At 67.8% G+C, this 21438-nt stretch carries 18 protein-coding genes; 9 read left to right on the forward strand and 9 right to left on the reverse strand.

All coding sequences use genetic code 11. The annotated features are described in order from the left end of the window. Positions 1 to 10: 10 nt before the first annotated feature. Together FHY09_RS08790 and FHY09_RS08795 are read right to left on the reverse strand one after the other, a co-directional pair. Complete coding sequence (locus FHY09_RS08790) at positions 11 to 2116, reverse strand: phosphoglycerol transferase I (RefSeq protein ID WP_166926207.1); 2106 nt, start codon at positions 2114 to 2116, stop codon at positions 11 to 13. Positions 2117 to 2318: 202 nt separating this feature from the next. Beyond that, positions 2319 to 4214 carry an ABC1 kinase family protein gene (locus FHY09_RS08795; protein WP_456362749.1) on the reverse strand — a complete coding sequence of 632 codons (1896 nt, stop codon included), beginning with the start codon at positions 4212 to 4214 and terminating at the stop codon, positions 2319 to 2321. On the opposite strand from FHY09_RS08795, the gene FHY09_RS08800 reads away from it, so the two are divergent. Further along, complete coding sequence (locus FHY09_RS08800) at positions 4150 to 5091, forward strand: DUF808 domain-containing protein (protein ID WP_166926209.1); 942 nt, start codon at positions 4150 to 4152, stop codon at positions 5089 to 5091. The two genes, FHY09_RS08795 and FHY09_RS08800, sit on opposite strands and share 65 nt — an antisense overlap. Before the next feature lie 50 nt (positions 5092 to 5141). Here the strand turns inward: FHY09_RS08800 and FHY09_RS08805 are convergent, their stop codons facing one another. Further along, positions 5142 to 6680: a GGDEF domain-containing protein gene (locus FHY09_RS08805; protein WP_166926211.1), complete on the reverse strand. Its 1539-nt coding sequence runs from the start codon at positions 6678 to 6680 to the stop codon at positions 5142 to 5144. 103 nt (positions 6681 to 6783) lie between these two features. Here FHY09_RS08805 and FHY09_RS08810 point away from each other — a divergent pair, with 103 nt between their 5' ends. Next, positions 6784 to 7419: a Rossmann-fold NAD(P)-binding domain-containing protein gene (locus FHY09_RS08810; RefSeq protein WP_166926213.1), complete on the forward strand. Its 636-nt coding sequence runs from the start codon at positions 6784 to 6786 to the stop codon at positions 7417 to 7419. Between the two features lie 84 nt (positions 7420 to 7503). On the opposite strand, the gene FHY09_RS08815 is transcribed toward FHY09_RS08810, so the two are convergent. The 4 genes from FHY09_RS08815 to pdhA are packed head-to-tail and all read right to left on the reverse strand — an operon-like array spanning position 7504 to position 11392. Continuing rightward, the gene (locus tag FHY09_RS08815) at positions 7504 to 8898 is read right to left on the reverse strand and encodes a dihydrolipoamide acetyltransferase family protein (protein WP_166926215.1); all 1395 of its coding nucleotides are present in this window, start codon (positions 8896 to 8898) and stop codon (positions 7504 to 7506) included. Continuing rightward, a complete protein-coding gene (locus tag FHY09_RS08820; RefSeq protein ID WP_166926217.1) occupies positions 8895 to 9248 on the reverse strand; it encodes an SH3 domain-containing protein in 354 nt (117 codons plus the stop codon). The genes FHY09_RS08815 and FHY09_RS08820 overlap by 4 nt, the downstream gene beginning before the upstream one ends. A gap of 1 nt (position 9249) precedes the next feature. Next, positions 9250 to 10317, reverse strand: a complete 1068-nt coding sequence (locus FHY09_RS08825; RefSeq protein ID WP_166926219.1) for an alpha-ketoacid dehydrogenase subunit beta — start codon at positions 10315 to 10317, stop codon at positions 9250 to 9252. Next, positions 10310 to 11392 carry a pyruvate dehydrogenase (acetyl-transferring) E1 component subunit alpha gene (gene pdhA / locus FHY09_RS08830; RefSeq protein ID WP_166926221.1) on the reverse strand — a complete coding sequence of 361 codons (1083 nt, stop codon included), beginning with the start codon at positions 11390 to 11392 and terminating at the stop codon, positions 10310 to 10312. The genes FHY09_RS08825 and pdhA overlap by 8 nt, the downstream gene beginning before the upstream one ends. A gap of 345 nt (positions 11393 to 11737) precedes the next feature. Here pdhA and FHY09_RS08835 point away from each other — a divergent pair, with 345 nt between their 5' ends. The 5 genes from FHY09_RS08835 (at position 11738) to FHY09_RS08855 (ending at position 17687) form a co-directional block, all read left to right on the forward strand. Beyond that, complete coding sequence (locus FHY09_RS08835; RefSeq protein WP_166926223.1) at positions 11738 to 12592, forward strand: tryptophan 2,3-dioxygenase family protein; 855 nt, start codon at positions 11738 to 11740, stop codon at positions 12590 to 12592. A 229-nt stretch (positions 12593 to 12821) separates the two neighbouring features. Next, complete coding sequence (locus tag FHY09_RS08840) at positions 12822 to 14327, forward strand: oligopeptide:H+ symporter (protein ID WP_166926225.1); 1506 nt, start codon at positions 12822 to 12824, stop codon at positions 14325 to 14327. A 26-nt stretch (positions 14328 to 14353) separates the two neighbouring features. Further along, positions 14354 to 14947 (forward strand): thioredoxin family protein, encoded by a 594-nt coding sequence (locus tag FHY09_RS08845; protein ID WP_166926227.1) that lies wholly within the window; start codon positions 14354 to 14356, stop codon positions 14945 to 14947. Positions 14948 to 15053: 106 nt separating this feature from the next. Next, positions 15054 to 16166: a hypothetical protein gene (locus FHY09_RS08850; RefSeq protein WP_456362750.1), complete on the forward strand. Its 1113-nt coding sequence runs from the start codon at positions 15054 to 15056 to the stop codon at positions 16164 to 16166. Between the two features lie 144 nt (positions 16167 to 16310). Continuing rightward, positions 16311 to 17687 carry a pentapeptide repeat-containing protein gene (locus tag FHY09_RS08855; RefSeq protein WP_166926230.1) on the forward strand — a complete coding sequence of 459 codons (1377 nt, stop codon included), beginning with the start codon at positions 16311 to 16313 and terminating at the stop codon, positions 17685 to 17687. A gap of 56 nt (positions 17688 to 17743) precedes the next feature. Here the strand turns inward: FHY09_RS08855 and FHY09_RS08860 are convergent, their stop codons facing one another. Next, positions 17744 to 18232 carry a MarR family winged helix-turn-helix transcriptional regulator gene (locus tag FHY09_RS08860; RefSeq protein WP_166926232.1) on the reverse strand — a complete coding sequence of 163 codons (489 nt, stop codon included), beginning with the start codon at positions 18230 to 18232 and terminating at the stop codon, positions 17744 to 17746. A gap of 128 nt (positions 18233 to 18360) precedes the next feature. Here FHY09_RS08860 and hppD point away from each other — a divergent pair, with 128 nt between their 5' ends. Next, on the forward strand, positions 18361 to 19473 hold the full coding sequence (gene hppD, locus FHY09_RS08865; RefSeq protein WP_456362751.1) for a 4-hydroxyphenylpyruvate dioxygenase: 1113 nt from the start codon (positions 18361 to 18363) through the stop codon (positions 19471 to 19473). Positions 19474 to 19545: 72 nt separating this feature from the next. Next, on the forward strand, positions 19546 to 20844 hold the full coding sequence (gene hmgA, locus FHY09_RS08870) for a homogentisate 1,2-dioxygenase (protein WP_166926234.1): 1299 nt from the start codon (positions 19546 to 19548) through the stop codon (positions 20842 to 20844). A 32-nt stretch (positions 20845 to 20876) separates the two neighbouring features. Here the strand turns inward: hmgA and FHY09_RS08875 are convergent, their stop codons facing one another. After that, entirely contained in the window at positions 20877 to 21404 is a 528-nt protein-coding gene (locus FHY09_RS08875; protein ID WP_166926237.1) for a hypothetical protein, read from the reverse strand. Positions 21405 to 21438: the final 34 nt, after the last annotated feature.

The raw sequence follows: 21438 nt of genomic DNA on the forward strand, positions 1-21438 counted from the left end.
GGGCCGCCGCTCAGCCGCGGCGGCCCCCCCGCGAGGGAATCAGCGCGAAGGTGTCCACCGCCAGTTTCTCAGCGTGGTTGAGCCACGCGCGGATCTCCAGGTCATCCACTTCGTGATCCAGACCGAAGCTGAGGTTGATGCGGCCATGCTCGTCCGCTTCCACCCACTGCTGGGCCAGGACCACCTGGCGCTGGGAAGACACCGCCTCGATCCAGAAACCGCGCTGCGGCTGCGTGCTGGCCACCAGTTCCAGCATGTACTGGCCGGCGCGCGTGCGCCGTCCCTTGTGCGTGATCATGTGCGCCTGGCGCACGCTCGGACGCGGCCCACCGAAGGCGTCCAGCGGCGTATCCACCGTGATGCCGCTGCGCAGGTCGTCATCGCGGAACAGCTTGATGCCGTTGTCCCGGTTCACCAGCAGGGCGCACCAGTCACCCTCGGAAGATCCGTCCTCGAACGCCGTGCAGCGGTCGACATAGGCCAGCGTGCTGTCCTTGTCCGCCTCGTCGAACTGGCGCGAGGTGTTCTCCAGGTACACCGACTTCAGCGCCCAGTCCTTGTCGTACTCCAGCAGCACAGGCGGCTGCACCTGCTGCAGCCCGACCACCACCTGGTTGCGGTCATCGATGCGCAGGTCGCGGGTGGGCTCGCCGAGCCACAGCGACCGCGCGAAGGCCAGATACTGCGGGTAATCGCGGCCTTTTTCGCGGCGTGAGGCAGCACTGGCGCTGGGCGCGCGCTCGGCGGCCAGCAGCGAGCGCCCAAAGCCGATGCGGTCGATGGCCGGATCAAGCAGGCTGAGCAGCGTGGCCCCGCTGTCCAGCGTGGTGGTATCGGCCACGCTCAGCTGTCGCGGCGCGATGTCCTTGCCCAGGAACACCAGCAGGTTCTCGCGCTCCTGCCGGGCGAGCACGTGGCTGAGGTCATTGGGCATGGCCAGGTGATCGGAGGCGAGGACGATCAACGTGTCCTTGCCGTACGGGCTGGCCTGGATGCGATCCACCAGCTGCGAGATGAGGCGGTCGGTGCACTTGAGGGCGTTGAGCAGGCCGATGTTGCCGTGGGGGCTCTGGTAACGCTCGTTCCGGCACGCCACCGGCAAATGGCCGGCCGGGTGATGAGTGTCCATGGTGAGGGTGGTCAGCATGAACGGCTCGCCGCTGCGCGAGAGCTGTTCGAAGCGGCGGTACGCCGTATCCAGCAGCACGTCATCGTGCAGGCCCCATGCCGAGTAATGGATGCGGCCGATCTTCTTCTGCTTCCTGAACCACTCCAGGTCATGCACTTCATCGAAGCCATGGCTGGCCAGGAACTGACCTTTGCCGGCGAACTGCCCGTTGGCGCCGCCCAGGTAATGGTTGGTGTAGCCCTGCTGCTTGAGGTAATCGCCAAGGCAGACGGCCTTGGGCAGGAAGCTGGCCATGCGGTCCATGCTGTTCTCATCGCCCTGCGAGGTGGTCAGCGGCACGCCGCACATCGAAGCCACCAGGCCGGCGATCGTCCAACCGCTGCCTTCGGCAGAGTCCACGCCGCGCACGTCCAGGCCCTGCGCGGCCAGCCGCGTGAGGTTGGGCATCAGGCCGGGGAACACGTCCTCATCGAGGTAGGTGCGCTCGAGGCTCTCGCCGTAGATCCACACGATGTTGCGCGGGCGGTGCAAGGCCTGGGTGGGCACCTGGTATTCCGGTGCGATCTGCGCGAAATCCACCGGCCGCAGCTGATGGTAGAGACGCTGTCCGTCGGCGTACAGCGGACTGATGACGATCGCCGCCACCCACAGGCCGGCGAAGGCAGCGAAGTACCCGGTGCCGAACGTGGGCCGGCGCCAGCGCCGTACGCGCGTGAGCGCCAGCGGCAGCAGCGAAACCAGCAGCAGCACGATGTAGCCGGCGATGAGGCGCTTGAAATCCGAGACCCCGGCGCCTTCCATGTCTGCGCCCAGGTGGTACAGCGTGGCTGCGTTGAGCCCATCCCCGGACAGCGCGTTGACCAGCCACCATGTGCTCAGTGCCACCAGCAGCAGCGAAAGCAGGCCAGCCTTCCACCAGAGCCATCTGCCGGAAATCAGCAGCAGGCAGGTGAGCAGCAACAGCGTGAGCAGCAGGATCCAGAGCATGGGCATGTATCGGCAGCGACGGAAGTGGTGATGGGCGCCACAACGACGCTTGATCCATCCGACCGACACTGCCAACCACACCTGCATGACAGGTCGATGACAGGATCATGCCTGCGCGAACCTGACTGAAATGTTGCCGCATGCGACAACGGATGCCGAAGCATCCGTTGAGCGTAAAAACCGCGTGAGAACTGCGCGCGAACTATCTGTGGCTGCGTTCTTCGTGGGCACGCGCACGCCGGTCGAACAGCAGTGCACTGGCGATGATTCCGAAGCCGAGCACCACGCCGACGAGCATCAGCAGCATGGCGATGGCGGGGTAGCCGAACAGGTGCCAGCCCGTGTCGACCCGCATCATCATCGCCGCCGCCAGGATCAGCGCGGCGGTGACGATGCCGGCCGAAACACGGTTGGCGATCTTCTGCAGGTTCTCCATCAAGCGAGATTCTTCCAGCCCCGTGACCTTCATCTGCATGCGGTTTTCCGCCAGCACGGAGAGGATGTCGGTCATCTTGCGCGGGCCGATGCGCAGCAGCTCCTGCACTTCCATCGCTTCGCTGGCAAGGTTGGCGGCCGACAGTGATTTCTTCAGGCGCGCACGCATCACATGCTGCAGCTGCTTTTCAACGATGCGCCGGGTATCCAGCGTAGGCGACAGCAGCCGGCAGACCGATTCGAGGTTCAACAGGGCCTTGCCGATCAGGCTCAGCTCCGGCGGCGTACGCAGCCCGCAGGCAGTGGCGATGCGCACCATGTCCAGCACCACGCGGCCTTCGGAATAATGGTTGCTCGCTGCATAGCGCGCGATCATCTGCCCGGTCTCGCGCAGGTAACGCTCTTCTTCGAAGAATTCCAGGCGCGTGCTGATGCCGATGATCTCGTCGGCCACTTCCTCGCCACGGCCGTCCACCGCGGCGAACAGTACCTTCAACAGCCGCTCGCGCAGGCGCGGCGGCATGTGCGCCACCATGCCCAGGTCGAAGATCGCCAGGCGGCCATCGGTGGTGACACGCAGGTTGCCCGGATGCGGATCAGCATGGATCTCGCCATGCACGAAGATCTGGTCCAGGTAGCCGCGGATCAGCGCGGCGGCCAGCGGGTCCATCGACTGCTCGGTCCGCCGCACATCGGCAATGGCATCCACGCGCACGCCGTCGGCCAGCTGCATGGTCAGCACGCGGTTGCTGCAGTAGTCCCAGATCGGCTGCGGCACCCACAGCGGGGCGAACGGCTTGAGGTGCTGCCCGAAGCGCGCCAGGTTCTCCGCTTCGGTCTGGTAATCCAGCTCCTGCATGAGGGTCTTGGCGAATTCGTTGAGCCAGTCGCGCAGGCGTACCCGGCGCCCGATGTGGGTCAGGTGGTCGGCTGCCAGGGCGAAGCTGCGCAGTGCCTCCAGGTCCGAGCGCAGCTGCGCGGCCACTTCGGGCTTCTGCACCTTCACGGCCACCTGGCGGCCATCGTGCAGCGTGGCGCGGTGCACCTGTGCGATGGAAGCGCAGCCCAGCGGGGTCGGCTCGAAGCTGGCAAAGAGCTTGGACACCGAGGCGCCGAGCTCGCGCTCGATGATCTCGTGGATGCGCGCCACCGGAATGGGCGCCACCTTTTCCTGCATGCGCTCCAGGGCGGTGGCGAACTCGGCCGGCACCATGTCCGGACGGGTGGAAAGCATCTGGCCGAGCTTGACGAACGTGGGGCCCAGCGACTCCAGGTCGGTCACGAACTGCTCCGGATTGCCGTCCGGCGGCACATCGTGGCCGGTCGCCGCGTCCAGGTTCATGCCGGAGAACACCCCGGAATTGCGGTAGCGCAGCAGCAGCCGCAGGATCTGGCTGCGGCGGTTCATGCCGGTGACCAGGGGCGTGGCGGCGTGGGGCGCGGCAGGGGGCACGTTCAAGCAGATCTCCGCGACGGTTCCAGGGCCGCCAGTGTGGCCGCAGCGGGGTGGTCGGCTGGTGAATCCCGGGTCTTCATCCCCGGCGGGCCGGGGATGGGTCAGAATCCGGCCTCCTCCCCCCTGTATCTGCGGATCCGCCATGGCTGGTGCCAGTCTGTTCACCCTGCTCGACGATATCGCCACACTGCTCGACGACGTCTCCATCCTCACCAAGGTTGCCGCCAAGAAGACCGCCGGTGTGCTGGGTGACGATCTGGCGCTCAACGCGCAGCAGGTCACCGGCGTAAGCGCAGCCCGCGAACTGCCGGTGGTCTGGGCCGTGGCCAAGGGCTCGCTGGTGAACAAGGTCATCCTGGTGCCGGCGGCGCTGGCGATCAGCGCACTGGAAGCTTGGCTGGGCTCGCGTGGCTACAACGTGCCGCTGATCGTGCCGTTGATGATGGTCGGCGGTGCCTTCCTCTGCTACGAGGGCGTGGAAAAGCTGGCCCATCGGTTCCTGCATCCGGCCGAGGAAGACGCGCAGAAGCGCGAGGCGCGCCTGAAGGCGCTGGCCGATGAGAAGGTGGATGTGGTGGCGCTGGAAAAGGACAAGGTGAAGGGGGCGATCCGCACCGATTTCATCCTGTCCGCGGAGATCATCGTACTCACGCTGGGCGTGGTGGTGGGTGCGCAGAGCAGCTTCACCCAGCAGGTGCTGACGCTGTCCATCGTTGCCCTGGCGATGACCGTGTTCGTTTATGGCGTGGTGGCGCTGATCGTGAAGATGGACGACGCCGGCCTGTACCTGTCGAAGAAGACCGGCGCGCTGGCCGCGTTGGGCCGCGGCCTGCTGGTGAGTGCGCCGTGGCTGATGAAGTTCCTGTCCATCGCCGGCACCGCCGCGATGTTCCTGGTGGGTGGCGGCATCCTGGTGCACAACATTCCGGCGTTGCACCACTGGGTGCAGGGCCATGGTGGCGAAGGGCAGTGGGCGTGGCTGATCAATGCACTGGCCAACGCGACGGTGGGCGTGATCGCCGGTGCCGTGGTGCTGGGCGCGGTGATGGCCTTCAAGAAGCTGCGCGGCACGCCCGCGCACTGAGCCCGCCGGCACCCGGGTCACGCGGCGCCGGGTACCCCCGGCCTGGGCGTTCAACCGGCCTGTACGCGGTTGCGCCCAGCCCGCTTGGCCGCGTAGAGCGCTTCATCCGCACGGGCCAGCAGCGCCTCGGCGGTATCCCCGGGACGCCATTGCGCCAGGCCGGCACTGAAGCGCACCAGCACGCGCTGGGTGCCGGCATCCAGGGGCCGCTGCGCCAGGGAGTGCTGCAGGCGCTGCACGGTGGACATGCTGTCCGCTCCCGGCGTGGCCGGCATGACCAGCACGAACTCATCCCCGCCCAGGCGCGCGATGGCATCGCTGGCACGCAGCAGCAGCCGGCAGATGCTGGCGAAGTGGCGCAGCATCGCATCGCCCACCGCGTGCCCGTGGACATCGTTGGTGTCCCCCAGGCCATCCAGATCGATCACCGCCACGGCCAACGGCTCGCCCGAGCGCTCCGAGCGCGCCAGTTCCGCCCGCAGCTGTTCTTCCAGTCCGCGCCGGTTGAGTGCATCGGTCAGCGGATCGGTGCGCACCAGGTCAGCGGCCTGGCGCAGCTCGTTCTCCAGCTGGGCGATACGCTGTTCGGCCTGTTCCACGTCCTGGCGCGCACTGGCCAGGTGGTCGCGCGCCTGCATGGCCTGCTGCTGCACTTTGGCCGTGTCGGTGAGTACGTTCTGCAGCAGCAGGTTGAGGTCGGCAATGCTGCGCGCCTCACGCAGCGACAGGGCGTAACTGCTGATGCGGTCATGGTATTCGCCGGTGTTCTGGGCCATGCCATCAAGCTGTTCGACGAACTCGCCCATCATGCCGCGCATGGCGGCCTTTGAATCGGCAATGCCCTGCCGCAGCAGGCCCTGCTTGTAGATCACTTCGCGCAGCTGCGCACGGGTGCGCTCGATGGTCTCGGCATCGAGCGGACCGCCGAGCAGCTGGCGTACTGCATCCACCTGCCCGTGCAGCCAGCTGCGGTCGTCGAGCAGCTCGGCGATGTTCTCCAGCAGCAGATCGAACAGCCCCACCAGCAGCGCGTCGCGCTCCTGCCAGGCGGTGCTGCGCACACCGACCTGGTGGCCGAGTTCGCGCACCGCCTGTTCCAGGGCTTCAAGGGGCTGCCCGGGTTGCCACAGGCGCCAGCGCTCGGCCTGCTGCACCGCTTCGGAATGCAGCGTGGCATCGTGCTGCAGCAGGCTGGCCACGGTCACGCCCAGCACCTGCCGCAACTGCTCGCGCAGGCGCAGGCTGTCGGGCTGGCCGTCCGGGGACTGCTGCTCGATGGTACGGATGTACTTGTCGATCAGTTGGCGCATCGCCCGGCCATAGCGTGGCCAGTCGCCGCTGGCGTGGGCCGACTGCAGGCGATCGCCCATGTCCCCCAACTCCCCCGGCAGCGTGGCCATGCCGTTGGCGAACGCCGCCAGCAGCGTATCGGGGGCCTCCGCACCGGCGAACAGGTGCTGCAGCGCCACGGCACCGCCGCCCTGCAGGGCGGGGCGCTCATTACACGGTCCAGCGCCGGCCACGCGCGGGCCTGCCGGCGGGCCGAGGGCCGTGCCGGGGGCGGGGCGGAGAGCGGGCGGGTCCGTCATGACGCGGTTCCGGGAAAGGCAGGGATGATCAGAGCATATCGGCGCCGCAGGCGACGGCTTGAACGGATAGCATGGGGCACAGGATGCTGCATGGGAGCCGGCGATGCGCGTGATGCTGTTGGGAGCCACCGGCCTGGTCGGCGGGCAGGTCCTGCGCCTGCTGCTGGAGGACCGGCGCTGCACGGCGGTGATCGCGCCCGGACGACGTCCCTTGGGCGTGGCGCACGCCAGGCTGCACGCGCCGGTGCTGGATTTCGACCAGCTGCCGCTGGCTCCCGACTGGGCCCGGGTCGATGCGGTGATCTGTGCCTTGGGCACCACGATGGCCCAGGCGGGCAGCCGCGAGGCCTTCCGTCGTGTGGACCATGACTACCCGCTTGCGTTCGCACGCCTGGCTCGAGGGCAGGGCGCAACGGCCTTCGCGTTGAACTCCGCCGCAGGCGCCAAGGCCGGTTCGGCGATCTTCTACAGCCGCGTGAAGGGCGAGCTCGAGGGTGACCTGCGTGCGCTGGCATTCCCCTCGCTCACCCTGGTACGGCCCGGCCTGATCGGCGGCGAGCGGCAGCACGTACGCCGCGGTGAGCAATTCGCCGCCCGCGTGCTGGGCGCGCTCGGCCCGGTGCTGCCCCGGGCCTGGCGGATCAATCCGGCGCCGGTCATCGCGCGGGCGCTGGTGGAGGCCGCGCTGGTCCCGCGACCAGGCCAACACGTAGTGCCCGCCCAGCTGCTGGTGGACTGATGCCGCGCTGCCTGGCGGTCCGGCCACGTGGAACAAAAACGCCGGGCGGTGCCCGGCGTCCGTGTCACATGGCCGGAACGGCCATCAGCTCGCCAGGGCGAGGTCATCCATCATGGCGCGCAGGAAGCGCGCCGCCTCACCGCCGGTTGCGGCACGGTGGTCGAACGTCACCGACAGCGGGATCACCTTGTGCGCTTCCACGCCCCCCATCACCGGGGTCATCTGATGGCGGGCACGGCCGGCACCGACGATGGCCACGCATGGCGGCACCACCACGGGCGTGGCGTAACGGCCGGCGAACATGCCGAAGTTGGACAGAGAGATCGTATAGCCACTCAGTTCGGAGGCGGCGATCGAGCGGCCTTCCACCTGCTCGCGCAGACGGTTGACGCCCTCGCGGATGCCGCGCGCATCGAGCATGTCGGCGTTGCGCAGGGCCGGCACGAACAGGCCCTCTTCGGTATCCACCGCGATGCCCACATCCACATGGGCGTGCAGGGTGCGGGTCAGCGCCTCGCCATCGAACCAGGCGTTCATGGCCGGCACCTTCTGGCTGGCCACCACGATCGCCCGCACCAGGCGCGAGGTCATGTCGCTGCCCGGCTGCCAGGCATGGATGTCCGCATCATCGTTGAGCGTGGTCGGCACGACCTTGCTGTGGGCATCGGCCATCACGCGCGCCATGTTGCGGCGCACGCCCTTGAGCTGCTCCGGCTGCCCCTTGGCGGCTACGCCCGGGGGCTGCGTGCGCATCGGGCGGCCGGCGGCGGACAGCGGCGCGCGCTGGCTTTCCACCGGTGCCGGAGCGGCCGGGCGGGTTGCCACCGGTGCTGCAGCCGCCGGCGCAGGTGCCGCGCCGACCTTGGCGCTGCCATCGCTGGCGGCCTGCTTCACATCGGCCATGGTGACCGCGCCGTCGGCGCCGCTGGCACGTACGCGGGACAGGTCCACGCCCAGCTTGCGGGCCATCGCACGCACCGCGGGTACCGCCTTGACGCCGCCTACGGCAACGGCCTGCTCGGTGTGCACGGCATTGGAGCTCTGCATCGCGCCGACCACGGTCCCGGCATCGTCACGCTCGCCGCCTTCCTTGATCTCGCCGCCTTCATCGGACGCCACCACCTTGTCCGCGGACGCAGGAGCCGGCTCGCCGGTGCTGGGGGTCGCCGGTGCGCTCGGCGCGTGGCCGTGGCTGTGGCCGGTATCCTGGCCGTCCGCGCGCTGCGGCAGGTTCGGGTCCAGTTCGAAGCTGGCCAGCACCGCCCCGGTGGGGATGATGTCGCCGTCCCCGCCGGCCAGGCTCAGCACCTTGCCGGAAACCGGCGAGGGCACTTCGACGACGGCCTTGGCGGTCTCCATCGAGACCAGCGGCTCGTCGAGACGGATGGTGTCACCCACCTTGACGAACCATTCCACGATGGTGGCGTCCGGCAGGCCCTCGCCGAGGTCGGGCAGATTGAAATTCTTGGTCTGGCTCATGTGCAGTTCTCTTCCAGCAGTTCCAGTTCGTGGGCCGGCAGCCAGCCCGTCGCGCCATTCGCGCGCTCGGACCACCACCACCCCCCATGTTCATGATGCAGCCGTACCAGCTCGCCGCTTTCCACATCCAGTTCGCGCGCGTCGTAATCCTGCAGGGCTTCGGCCCGGCCTTCATCGAGGTTCTGCAGCCAGGCGACGGGCGCCCAGCCGGCGCGCCCATCGTCGGTGCGGACCCACGCGAACGCGGGCCATTCCTCGTCGCGTACACCGACTTCGACGATCTGCCCCGAGCGCAGCCGCAGCGGATTGGGATACTGGCTGCGGTACGTGCCGACCAGGCGCGCCCGCATGTCAGCCCGCCGCAACGGCACGCTTGGCCGCCGCCACGATCCGCTCGACGCTGGGCAGGTACTTCATTTCCAGGCGGAACAGCGGAATGTGGGTGTCATAGCCGGTAACCCGCTCGACCGGTGCCAGCAGGTCGTACAGGGATTCCTCGGCCAGGCGCGCGGCGATCTCGGCACCGAAGCCGGCCGTCTTGGGCGCCTCCTGCACGATCACGCAGCGGCCCGTCTTGGCGACCGATTCGGCGATGGTGGCGAAGTCCAGCGGACGCAGCGTGGCCACGTCGATGACCTCGGCACTGATGCCTTCGCCGGCCAGCTTGTCGGCCGCCTCGAGCGCTTCCTTCACCTGTGCGCCCCAGGTCACCAGGGTCACGTCGGTGCCGTCGCGCAGCACGAAGCACACATCCAGCGGCAGCGCCTCGCCATCGTTGACCACGACTTCCTTGTACTGGCGGTAGATGCGCTTGGGTTCCATGTAGATCACCGGATCCGGCTCGCGGATCGCGGCCAGCAGCAGGCCATAGGCACGCTGCGGCGAAGACGGCAGCACCACGCGCAGGCCCGGCACGTTGGTGAAGATCGATTCGTTGGCCTCGCTGTGGTGTTCCGGCGCACGGATGCCACCGCCCCACGGCACGCGCAGCACCATCGGGCAGTGCAGGCGGCCGCGCGTGCGGGTCCGCAGGCGGGCGGCGTGGCAGATGATGTGGTCCACCATCGGGTACATGAAACCGTCGAACTGCGCCTCGGCGACCGGCTTCATGCCCTGCGCGGCCAGGCCGATGGTCAGGCCGGCGATGGTGGTCTCATCCAGCGGGGTGTCGAGGATGCGGTTGGCGCCGAAACGCTGCTGCAGGCCGGCGGTGGCGCGGAACACGCCGCCGTTGACGCCGACGTCCTCGCCGAGCACCAGCACCGAGCTGTCATGCTCGAGCTCCCAGGCCAGTGCCTGGGTGATGGCCTCGATGAGGGTGATGGGGTTAGTGGTCATGACCGTGTCTCCACCGGCGACAGCGGCGCTGTCGGCGGCATTGGTGCGGGAAGCGGATGCGCTGTGCCTGATCTCATCCATTGCGCTGCTCCAGGGCGATGGCGGCGGCACGCTGGGCCAGCAGATCGGCCGGCGGATCGGCGTAGAGGAAATCGAACATGGCCTCCACCGGCTGCACCGGCGTGTTGAGGTACTCGTTGACATCGCTGTCCACGCGGGCGCCACACTGCTCGATCCACGCCTTCTCTTCGGCCTCGCTCCACACGCCCTGCGCGGTGAGGTACTTGCGCAGGCGCAGCATCGGTTCGAGCAACCAGGCGTCCTTGACCTCGGCGTCGTCGCGGTAGCGGCGCGCGTCATCGGCGGTGGTGTGGTCGGACAGGCGATAGGTCATCAGTTCCAGCACAGTGCCGCCTTCACCGGCCAGGCCGCGCGCGCGCGCCTGCTCCATCGCGGCCAGCACGGCGATCAGGTCGTTGCCGTCCACCTGCAGGCAGTGCAGGCCACCGGCCAGGCCCTTCTGGGCCAGCGTTTCGGCACCGGTCTGCGCCGAGCGCGGCACCGAGATCGCCCAGCCGTTGTTGACGATGCACAGGACCAGCGGGAGTTTGTAGGCACCGGCTGAGTTGAGCGCGGCGTAGAAGTCCGTCTTGGAGCTGCCGCCGTCACCACAGACCGCCACGGCGATCTGCGGCTCGTTGTTGAGCTTGAACTTCAGCGCGGCTCCCGCAGCGTGCAGGCACTGCGTGGAGATCGGCACGCAGAACGGGAAGTCCTTGGCGGCACCGCCGGCGTAGTCGTTGCCACGCTCGTCGCCGCCCCAGTACATGAGCACGTCATAGGGACGCACGCCGCGCATGAACATCGCGCCGTATTCGCGGTAGCTGGGGGCGAACACATCGTCGGCGTGCATGGCGGCACCGATGCCCACGTGTGCGGCCTCGTGCCCCAGGCAGGCGGCATAGGTGCCGAGCTTGCCGGTGCGCTGCAGGGCGATGGACTTGCTGTCGAAGACGCGCACATAGAGCATCTGCTTGAACAGCGGTACCAGCGCCTGCGGATCGCGCAGCGAGGCGGGCAGGTCGTCGCGGACGAGCGTGCCGTCGGCGTCGAGGTACTGGAGGTATTCGATCTTGAACTCAGCGGCAACTGTCATTGCGGGCCACACCTTCGACAGGAAGTTACAAATGATATGAATTGCTATGTTAAGGAGGGCGGAGGAAAAAGCCGTCCTGCGGCGCAGCAACGCAGGCCGCTTCCCTGCCGCCAAGCGCGGTGACAATCCAAGCGGGATTACGTATTCAGGCGATGCTGCAGTGCATCAGAATACGCCTCGGCGCGCCGTTCGTAAGGGGTTCCACGCGCCAGCTTGCGGAAGTGTGCGTTCCACGACGGCCGGCGCGGGCCCACACCCGGGCAGGCATTGTCCCGGATGCGCCGCAACCCCCTGCAGGTGCAGACGGCTGCTATCGTGTCGGCTTTCCCGCAGTAGCAAGCGTCAATGTCCGTCGACAACAACCAGCGCGATCTCGAGGCCGGCATCCACACAGATCTGCATGACCGCCTGACGTACGGCGGCTACCTGCGGCTGGACCAACTGCTTTCCGCCCAGCAGCCGCTGTCCAGCCCGCCACACCACGACGAAATGCTCTTCATCATCCAGCACCAGACCTCAGAGCTCTGGCTGAAGCTGCTGGCTCACGAGCTGCGCGCGGCGATCGGTTACCTGCAGCGCGACCAGGTGTGGCAGTGCCAGAAGGGCCTGGCCCGTAGCAAGCAGGTGCTGCGCCAGCTGACCGAGCAGTGGTCGGTGCTGGAAACGCTGACGCCCTCCGAATACATGGGTTTCCGCGACGTGCTGGGGCCGTCTTCGGGATTCCAGTCCCTGCAGTACCGCTATATCGAGTTCCTGCTGGGCAACAAGAACGCGCAGATGCTCAAGGTGTTCGAGCACGATGTGGACGGTCAGGCCGGCCTGCGCGCGGCACTGGAGGCGCCCAGCCTGTACGAAGAGTTCCTGCAGTACCTGGCGCGCTTCGGCCATGACATCCCGGCGCAGTATCTTCAGCGGGACTGGACCCAGCCGCACGTGGCGGACGATGCCCTGCACCCGGTGTTCGAGCGGATCTACCAGAACACCGACCGCTACTGGCGCGAGTACGCGCTGTGCGAGGATCTGGTGGACCTGGAGACCGCCTTCCAGCTCTGGCGCTTCCGTCATATGCGCACGGTGATGCGGGTCATCGGGTTCAAGCGCGGCACCGGCGGCTCGTCGGGCGTGGGGTTCCTGGCCAAGGCCCTGGAACTGACGTTCTTCCCGGAGCTGTTCCAGGTACGGACCACGCTGGAGGGCTGACGCGGAGCGGAGGCTGCAAGGCCATCGCCCGTCCGGGCGCACCCGTGAGGACGCATGCGACGCGTGCCGTGTTCAGCTTTGTCGCATGGCTTGCCCGTGCAAGTTCAGCAACCCGGTGCCGTTCTGCATCGAACAGTGTTTATTTGACGTGAACGCAGGAAGTCGGTGATCCTCGCGCGTTATCCCGGCACACGGACGTGCCCGACATCCACCGAACCAGGAATCCCGCATGAGCCTGAACGCCACTGCGAACACCCCCGAACCGGCCGTGCCGGAGTTCAAGACAATCCTCGGCCACCCACGACCGTTGTGGATGCTGTTCATGGCCGAATTCTGGGAGCGCTTCGCGTTCTACGGCATCCGCTGGGCCATGGTGCTGTACATCGTGGCGCAGTTCCATGGCGGCGATGCCAGTGGTGAGCGTCCGGCCAGCGAACTGTACGGTGCGTACCTGGCGCTGGTGTACGCAGGCGCGATCTTCGGCGGCTACGTGGCCGACAAACTGATCGGTTTCCAGCGCTCCATCCTGCTCGGTGCGGTGTTCATGAGCGTGGGGCTGTTCATGCTTGCCTCGCCGACCGAACTGCTGTTCAAGCTCGGCCTGGCCACCATCATCGTGGGCAACGGGCTGTTCAAGCCGATCATCTCCACGCTGGTGGGCAAGCTGTACCTGCAGGGTGACTCGCGCCGCGATTCGGGCTTCACCATCTTCTACATGGGCATCAACATCGGTGCGATGATCGCCCCGGTCATCACCGGCTGGCTGGCGCGCGAGATCTTCGGCACCGACGCCATGCCGCATTACCAGATCGTGTTCATCTGCGCCGGCGTGGGCATGCTGATCAGCCTGGTGTGGTTCTGGCTGGGCCGCCGGCAGCTCAAGGGCATCGGCGAGCCGACCCCGGGCCAGCAGAGCCTCTCGCGCGTGGGTCTGGTCGCCCTGGTCGGCGCCGTGGTCGGCGTGCCGCTGTTCTACTTCCTGCTGACCATCGACGCGCAGGCGCTGCAGTACCTGCTGATGGCGCTGTTCGTGGTGCCGGCGCTCATGCTGCTGGTGGAAGGCATCCGCGGCGGCGGCGTCAGCCGCGACAAGGTCATCGCGATGCTGGTGATCTTCATGTTCAACGTGCTGTTCTGGATGTTCTTCGAGCAGGCGGGCAGCTCCTTCACCTTCCTGGCCGACCGTATCGTGGATCGCCAGTTCGGTGACTGGACCTTCCCGCTGGAGTGGTTCCAGTCGGTGAACTCCATCGCCATCATCACCCTGGCCCCGCTGCTGGCGTGGCTGTGGGTGAAGATGGGCCGCGCCAACCCCTCCATCCCGCGCAAGTTCGGCCTGGGCCTGGTGTTCAACGGCCTGGCGTTCCTGCTGCTGATGGTGGCCCTGTCGAGCATGGTCGATGGCGCCGGCAAGATTCCGTTCTGGACCTTGTTCATGGTGTACGTGATCCAGTCGGTGGGTGAGCTGTGCCTGTCGCCGATCGGCCTGTCGATGACCACCAAGCTGGCCCCGGCGCGCCTGGGTGGCATGGCCATGGGCTGCTGGTTCCTGTCCATCGCCATCGGCAACAATCTGGCCGGCATCTTCGCCGGGCGGGTCAGTGGCGAGGGTGGCATGACGGTGCAGTCGGCACATGCCGGGTATACCTTCGGCTTCTATGCGCTGGTCGGGTCGGGCGTGCTGCTGTTCCTGGTGGCGCCGCTGATCCAGAAGCTGATGCACGGCGTCAAGTAACCGCACTCCCTTCGAGGAACTCCACCATGCGCAGGCCCCTCCGTTCGTGCTCCGCCCTGATCATCGCTGCCGCCCTGGCCGCGTGCTCGCCTTCGGGACCGGAGACCGGCAAGGCACCTGCGCAGCCGGTGGACACGCCTTCGACCACGCCGCCGGCCGCTGATCCCAGCGTGCCGGTGGCCTCGGGCAACACCCCGGCGGCGGCGGACATCGCCGCCATCGCGGGCCTCAACGCAGCGTTCGATCCGGCCCGTGACCCGGCCGATGACCTGGCCACGGCCAAGGTCGAAGCCCAGCGTGCCGGCAAGCGCATCATCCTGGACGTGGGCGGTGAGTGGTGCGCGTGGTGCCATATCCTCGACCGGTTCGTGGAAGGCGACGCCGAGGTGCGCCGCCTGCGCGATGCGAAGTACGTGTGGATGAAGGTCAACTACAGCGAAGACAACGAGAACACCGCGTTTCTCTCGCAGTATCCGCAAGTGAAGGCCTACCCCCACCTGTTCGTGCTGGACGCGGACGGTCGGCTGCTGCATTCGCAGTTCACCGGCGACCTGGAACAGGGCAAAGGCTACGACCGCGGCAGGTTCCTCGCCTTCCTGCAGGAATGGGCACCGCACTGAGGCACGTGCGGTGAGTGCCGACCTGCGGCGCTGAAGTTCGCCGCAGCGCTGCCGATAAGGCCAAGGACCTCATGCCGCGCCTGCCAGGCGCCTGTCCGGAGCGCTGATGACCACCGACCACGCCGATCATCCGATCCTCCATGCCGTGGACGACGCTGCGCCTCCGGTGCCTGAGCGCGTGCCGGTGGCGCGGGTGGATGCGTTCAAGGCCGATGCCCTGCCGCCGGTCCACCACCTGCCCTCGATCGCCCTGCCGGACAATGCAGTGCTCAACGGCCTGGTACAGCGGCTGGTGGAACAGAAGGAGCAGCTGGACGCCCTCGCGCGCGATCCGAAACTGGCAGGACTGCTGCCACCCGTGTGGCTGGGGCAGGGCGGGCGTGCGCTGGACATCGGCACGTTCGTGCAGAGCGTGCTGCCGTTCCTCAGCCCCGGCGAACGCGGCCAGACCGCGCCGGTGCGGCTGCCGCTGCGCCACGTGCTGGGCGACAGCGGGCGCTGGACGAAGGCCGATGTGGCCGAGCCACGCTCGCTGGCCTGGTTCCTGGCAAGCGATGAGCGGGCCACGGTGGGCGCCAAGGACGCGGCGGAGGCGTGCCTGGTCGGTGCGCTGGGACTGGCGTGGATGCATGAAGGGCGTACGCGGCCGGGCTTCCTGCGGGCGATGGACGTCTCGACGCTGGCTGCGCGGGTGAGCATGCTCGGGTACCCGGCCGCCGCCGAACTGGCGCTCTACCAGGTCACCGTGCAGGGCCAGGCACAGGTGTGGTGCGTGCTCGGCAGGCGACGGTTGCAGCCGTTGCTGGCGCCGTGGATCACGGTGCCGCTGCTGTCCGCCTACGGCGTGGCCGCGCCGCAGCCATGGCCCACCGGCCATCCCGCCGTGGACGCCGTGGAGCAGGCGCTGGCCAAGGCCCGCCCCGGCCGGGCGCTGCCCGAGGTGGATCTGGTCAAGGTGGCGCGTGCGCAGGCCGAGGAGGCGGCTGCGGACACGTGGCAGCCGGTGAGCCTGCTGCAGCTGCGGACGTGGCAACCGCGCTGGGGTTTCTTCCTGGCCACCTTCGTGGCCTTGCCGTCGGCCCTGCTGGTCACCGCCGCGCTGGCGTTGCCGGGCGCGATCGAAGCGGCCAGCGTCGCCGCCTCGCTGGGCTTCGCCGCCGGCGCCGTCGGCGCGCTCGCCGCGCCCTGGGTCTTCGCCCAACGCCGCCACCTCAGCTGAAAACAGCGGCGCAGGCCGATCAGGACGCAGCCGCTCGTGGGGGGCGCGCACAATGTGATCGCGCCAGCGGGCGGTCCGGTTTCTGCAAGCATCGGACGCTGATCGGCGCACAGAATGCGGCGTCTCCTTCCTCCAGGCGGTGCCGTGCTCTCTGCTGCTGGCCCATCATCGACGCCGTTCGCTCCGCGCCGGAGCACGGTGGACGTCGCGGCGCTGGCCGATGCGCGCCGGGAGCTGGGCGCGTCGATGGACGCGCTTGTGGCGATCCGCAATGCTCCCTTCCCGCGCGTGCTCTCGGCGACGGCGCAGAACACGGCATGGCGCGCGCACGTGCGGCTGCTGGTGGCCTTGGGCCGCATGCTGGCGGAAGCCTCGAGCGCCGGCTGCGAAGGGGTGAAGTGCCTGCCCGACCAGACCCTGCTCAGCCGTGATGACCGTCAGGGTTGGCAGGTCGTCGCACCCCCGGTGCCTGCGACCTCGACCACACCTGCAACGAATCTGTTCGCCTGGCTGGGGCTGGATGTCGGTCATGTCCCCGAGCGGGGTCAGAACACGCGGCTGCTCCGCGCTCCGCTGCAGCTGGCGACGCTCGAAAACGCCCGGCAGCGTGTCTGCGCGCGAACGCAGCAGCTGCTGGAGCGAGGCGGTGTACGCGACGCGGACTCCAATCCGATCTCTGGCGAGCGTCCGTTGGACGGTCTCGATCTGCGTTCCATCCGCCTTCCCGCCAACCTCGCCTGGCACGCACTGGTGGACGTCAACCTCGCCGGCCAGGACATGAGTGCACTCCGGCTCCGTGGCGCCACCTTCCGGCATTGTGATCTGCGGGCAACGTTGCTGCCGCGTGAGCTGTGCGGCGTACACCTGCTGGACTGCGATCTGCGCGGGGCGCGGATCGATCGCCTGGCTGACCGCACCGATTCCGCGACCGCCTGGCCGGATCTGGCCGACGCGGCGCTGACAGGGGCGGTGATCGACGCGTCGGGCACCCTGCCGGACGGCCTGCAGCCGGGCGTGCGCGAGGCAGGGGAGCTGCTGGACGCGCGCCTGCTGGGCGACGAGCGGAGCCTGCTGTGCAGCCTGAACACCATCGCAGACACCGACGTACGCCGTGACGCCGTGGAACGTCTGGCGAATGCGGTGCGCGCGTGGCTGCAGCGCCAGCCCGCCGGGACACGGTTGCTTGATGCGCTGTTCGGCGAGTACGGCGGGGGCCAGCCCGAGGCGCGACACCGCTATGCCGCAGCCCTGGCCGCGATGATCTTCGAGGCGGCCTACTCGAGTGTTCCGTCGCCGCCGGGAATCGGCTGGCTCCGGACCGAGCTTGCCTGCGAACTCGCCGAGCACGCCAGGGCCTACAGCGATTCCGGAGCGGCGCACGCAGCACCGCTGCGCACGCTCACCGCACAGGTCGGCCACGCCCTGCGGCAGCCCGCGTTCCCTGCGGCCATGCGCACCCTTGCACACCATCTCAACCCGGACCTTGCCCGCATCAGGGGAAGGCTGGGAATCAGGGCCTGACTGATCTGGCCGGCACCGCAGCGGCGCGGTGACCGGGCCCGTTCCGTCCCGGTTTCTCAGTCGGCCATGCGTTGCAGGCCTTCGCCGGCCAGGCGCAGGATCAGGGTCTCCAGCAGCTGCTCTTCGTCTTCGCTGAGGACCGACATCAGCTTGCGGGTGATCTCGATCACCATCGGCGCGATGGTCTCGTAGACCTCGAAGCCGGCCGCAGACAGCGCCAGCACCGAGCGGCGGCGATCATCGCCATGCGTTTCGCGCTTGATGAAACCCCGCTCCAGCAGGCGCGCCACGGCCCGGCTGACCGCCACCTTGTCCATCGCCGTGCGCTCGGACACCTCGCTCGCCGAGGAACCGGGGTACAGCGCGAGGATGGTGATCACCCGCCATTCCGGAATCGCCAGGCCGTAGCGGTCGCCATACAGCTTGGCGATGTTGCTGCTGACGCGGTTGGACAGCACGCTCAGCCGATAAGGCAGAAACTGCTCCAGGTCGAGCAGGACGTGCGAAGCGCGCACGCTGGTGGAAGCGGGATCGGGTGGGCTCATGTTGCGGTGCACCTTGCTGGTGGTTACAGCTGTAACTATAACGGAGGTTCAAGACTCCGCATTCTCGCGGGTCTGCCCGCCGCCCGCACGCTCTTTGTGACCGCGCGGATTGCCTGGAGCCCTTTGCCATGAATACCACCGTCCAGACCGCCTCGCAGCCCAACCTCGGCATGCAGGTCACCACGTTCGAAAATCCCATGGGCATCGACGGCTTCGAGTTCGTCGAATTCGCCGCCCCGGCAGGCCGTGGCCACGAGCTGCACGCGTACTTCCGCAGCATGGGCTTCAGCGCTGTGCTCAAGCACGTTTCGCGCGCGATCACCGTCTACCGCCAGGGTGACGTCAACTTCCTGGTCAACGAGGACCCGGATTCGTTCGCGGCCGACTTCGCCGCCAAGCACGGCCCCTGCGCGTGTGGTTTCGCGATCCGTTTCCAGCGTCCGGGCGCGGAGGTGTATGCCACCGCGCTTGGCAACGGTGCCGAAGCCGTGGACGTCAAGCCGGAGACCAGGGCGGTCAACGCACCGGTGATCAAGGGCATCGGCGATTGCATGCTGTACCTGGTCGACCGCTACGGCGCCGGCGGCAGCATCTACGAAGGCGACTTCGTGCCCGTGGAAGGCGCCGAGCCGGCCCCGAAGGGCTTCGGGCTGACCTTCATCGATCACCTGACCCACAACCTGTATTTCGGCAACATGCAGCAGTGGTCGGATTACTACGAGCGCCTGTTCAACTTCCGCGAAATCCGTTACTTCGACATCAAGGGCCTCAAGACCGGCCTGGTGTCCAAGGCGATGACCGCGCCGGACGGCATCGTGCGCATCCCGCTCAACGAATCGTCCGATCCCAAGAGCCAGATCAACGAATATCTCGATGCCTACAAGGGCGAGGGCATCCAGCACATCGCCTGCTTCACCGATGACATCTATGCCACCGTTGAAGCGATGCGCGCGCAGGGCGTGCAGTTCCTCGATACCCCGGAGACCTACTTCGAGGTGATCGACCAGCGCGTGCCGGGGCACGGCGAGGACGTCGCCCGGCTGGCGAAGAACAAGATCCTGATCGATGCCGATCCGGAGACCCACCAGCGCAAGCTGCTGCAGATCTTCACCCTCAACAGCATCGGCCCGATCTTCTTCGAGATCATCCAGCGCAAGGGCAACGAAGGCTTCGGCGAGGGCAACTTCACCGCGCTGTTCGAAAGCATCGAACGCGACCAGATGCGCCGCGGCGTGCTTTGAAGCCCGGCGGCGGCAGGACTACGATCGCAAGCGAGGGGCCGGCTGCCAGCCGGCCCATGAAGGAAGGCTGACATGAGCGAGACCATCGAACCGCGCGGCTACCAGACCGGTTTCGGCAACGAATTTGCCAGCGAAGCGCGCGAAGGTGCGCTGCCGGTCGGACAGAATTCGCCGCAGCGGGTGGCCCATGGACTGTACGCGGAACAGCTGTCCGGCACGGCGTTCACCGCCCCGCGTGGCAGCAATCGCCGCAGCTGGCTGTACCGGATCCGCCCGGCGGTCACCCATGGCGAGTTCCAACCGTATGCGCAACCGCGCCTGCACAGTGATTTCAGCGCCCTGCCAGCCTCGCCGAACCAGTTGCGCTGGAGCCCGCTGCCGCTGCCTGCAACGCCTGCGGATTTCGTCGATGGCCTGTATACGATGGGCGGCAACGGCGCGCCAGACGCCCATGCCGGCGTGGCGATCCACCTGTACGCGGCCAACCGGGACATGGTCGGCCGGTACTTCTACGATGCCGACGGTGAGCTGCTGATCGTGCCGCAGCTGGGCCGCCTGCGTCTGCTCACCGAGCTCGGCGTGATCGACCTCGAGCCGCAGCAGATCGCCGTCATTCCACGCGGCGTCCGTTTCCGTGTGGAGCTGCCCGATGGGCAGGCACGCGGCTATGTCTGCGAGAACTTCGGCGCGCTGCTGAAGCTTCCGGACCTTGGCCCGATCGGCGCCAACGGCCTGGCCAACCCCCGGGACTTCGAAACGCCGCATGCGGCATTCGAAGACCGCGATGGGGCGTTCGAACTGATCGCCAAGTTCGACGGCCGCCTGTGGCGCGCGGACATCGACCACTCGCCGCTGGACGTCGTCGCCTGGCACGGCAACTACGCGCCCTACCGCTACGATCTGCGCCGTTTCAACACCATCGGCTCGATCAGCTTCGATCATCCGGACCCGTCGATCTTCCTGGTGCTGCACTCGCCCAGTGATACGCCGGGCACCAGCAACATGGATTTCGCGATCTTCCCGCCGCGCTGGCTGGTCGCCCAGCACACGTTCCGGCCGCCCTGGTTCCACCGCAACATCGCCAGCGAGTTCATGGGCCTGGTGCACGGTGCGTACGACGCCAAGGCCGAAGGCTTCGTGCCCGGCGGTGCGTCGCTGCACAACTGCATGAGCGGCCATGGCCCTGATGTGGCGACCTTCGACAAGGCCTCGGCCGCCGATCTGGGCCGGGCTGACGAGATCAAGGACACCATGGCCTTCATGTTCGAGACGCGTGGGGTCATCCGCCCCACCGCGCAGGCGCTGGCCGCCGACCACCGCCAGCCGGATTACCAGCAGTGCTGGAGCGGGTTGAAGAACAACTTCCGCTGAGGGGTCGCCCGTCCGCCCGCAGGACGGCACGGCTAGGTAGTGGCTGCGCCAGATGTCGTTTCCAGCGCTGCGGCGTACTCGGGGGGCATCACCTCCAGCAACCGCTCGCGCACCCGCGCGGCGTAGCCGATCGAGGTGAGTCCGGGCAATGCGGTGATCGCGTCCTGCATGGCGGACACCAGGTCGGCCTCCGCGCGTGCCTGCTGCAGGGCGTGTAGCCAACCGGCCGCCTCCGGGTGCCGCTGTAGCTCGAGGATGCCGATGAGATAGATCCGCGCGGCGACGAGCGAGCGCCGCCGAGCCGGTGCCACGGCGGGTGGCGGCGCCATTGATACAGCGACCGGAGCAACGCCGGGCGGCGCGCCGGACACCGCCTGCAGGTAGCCTGCCTCGATCAACGCCGCCACCCTGTCCGGCGTGTCCGGCCCGAGCAGGGCACTCAGGGCGGCCACGTCGCGCTGCCCGTCGCAGAGGATCAGCAGGCGGCGCTGGCGCATGTCCAGCGCCGTACGGTGGCCCTGCAGCACCGTTCTGGCGTGGTCGGTCTTGAGCGGGAGCATGGGCGCGGACAGGTGCGGCGGACGGAGCGAGGGT

This window comes from Xanthomonas sp. 60 (assembly GCF_011761925.1).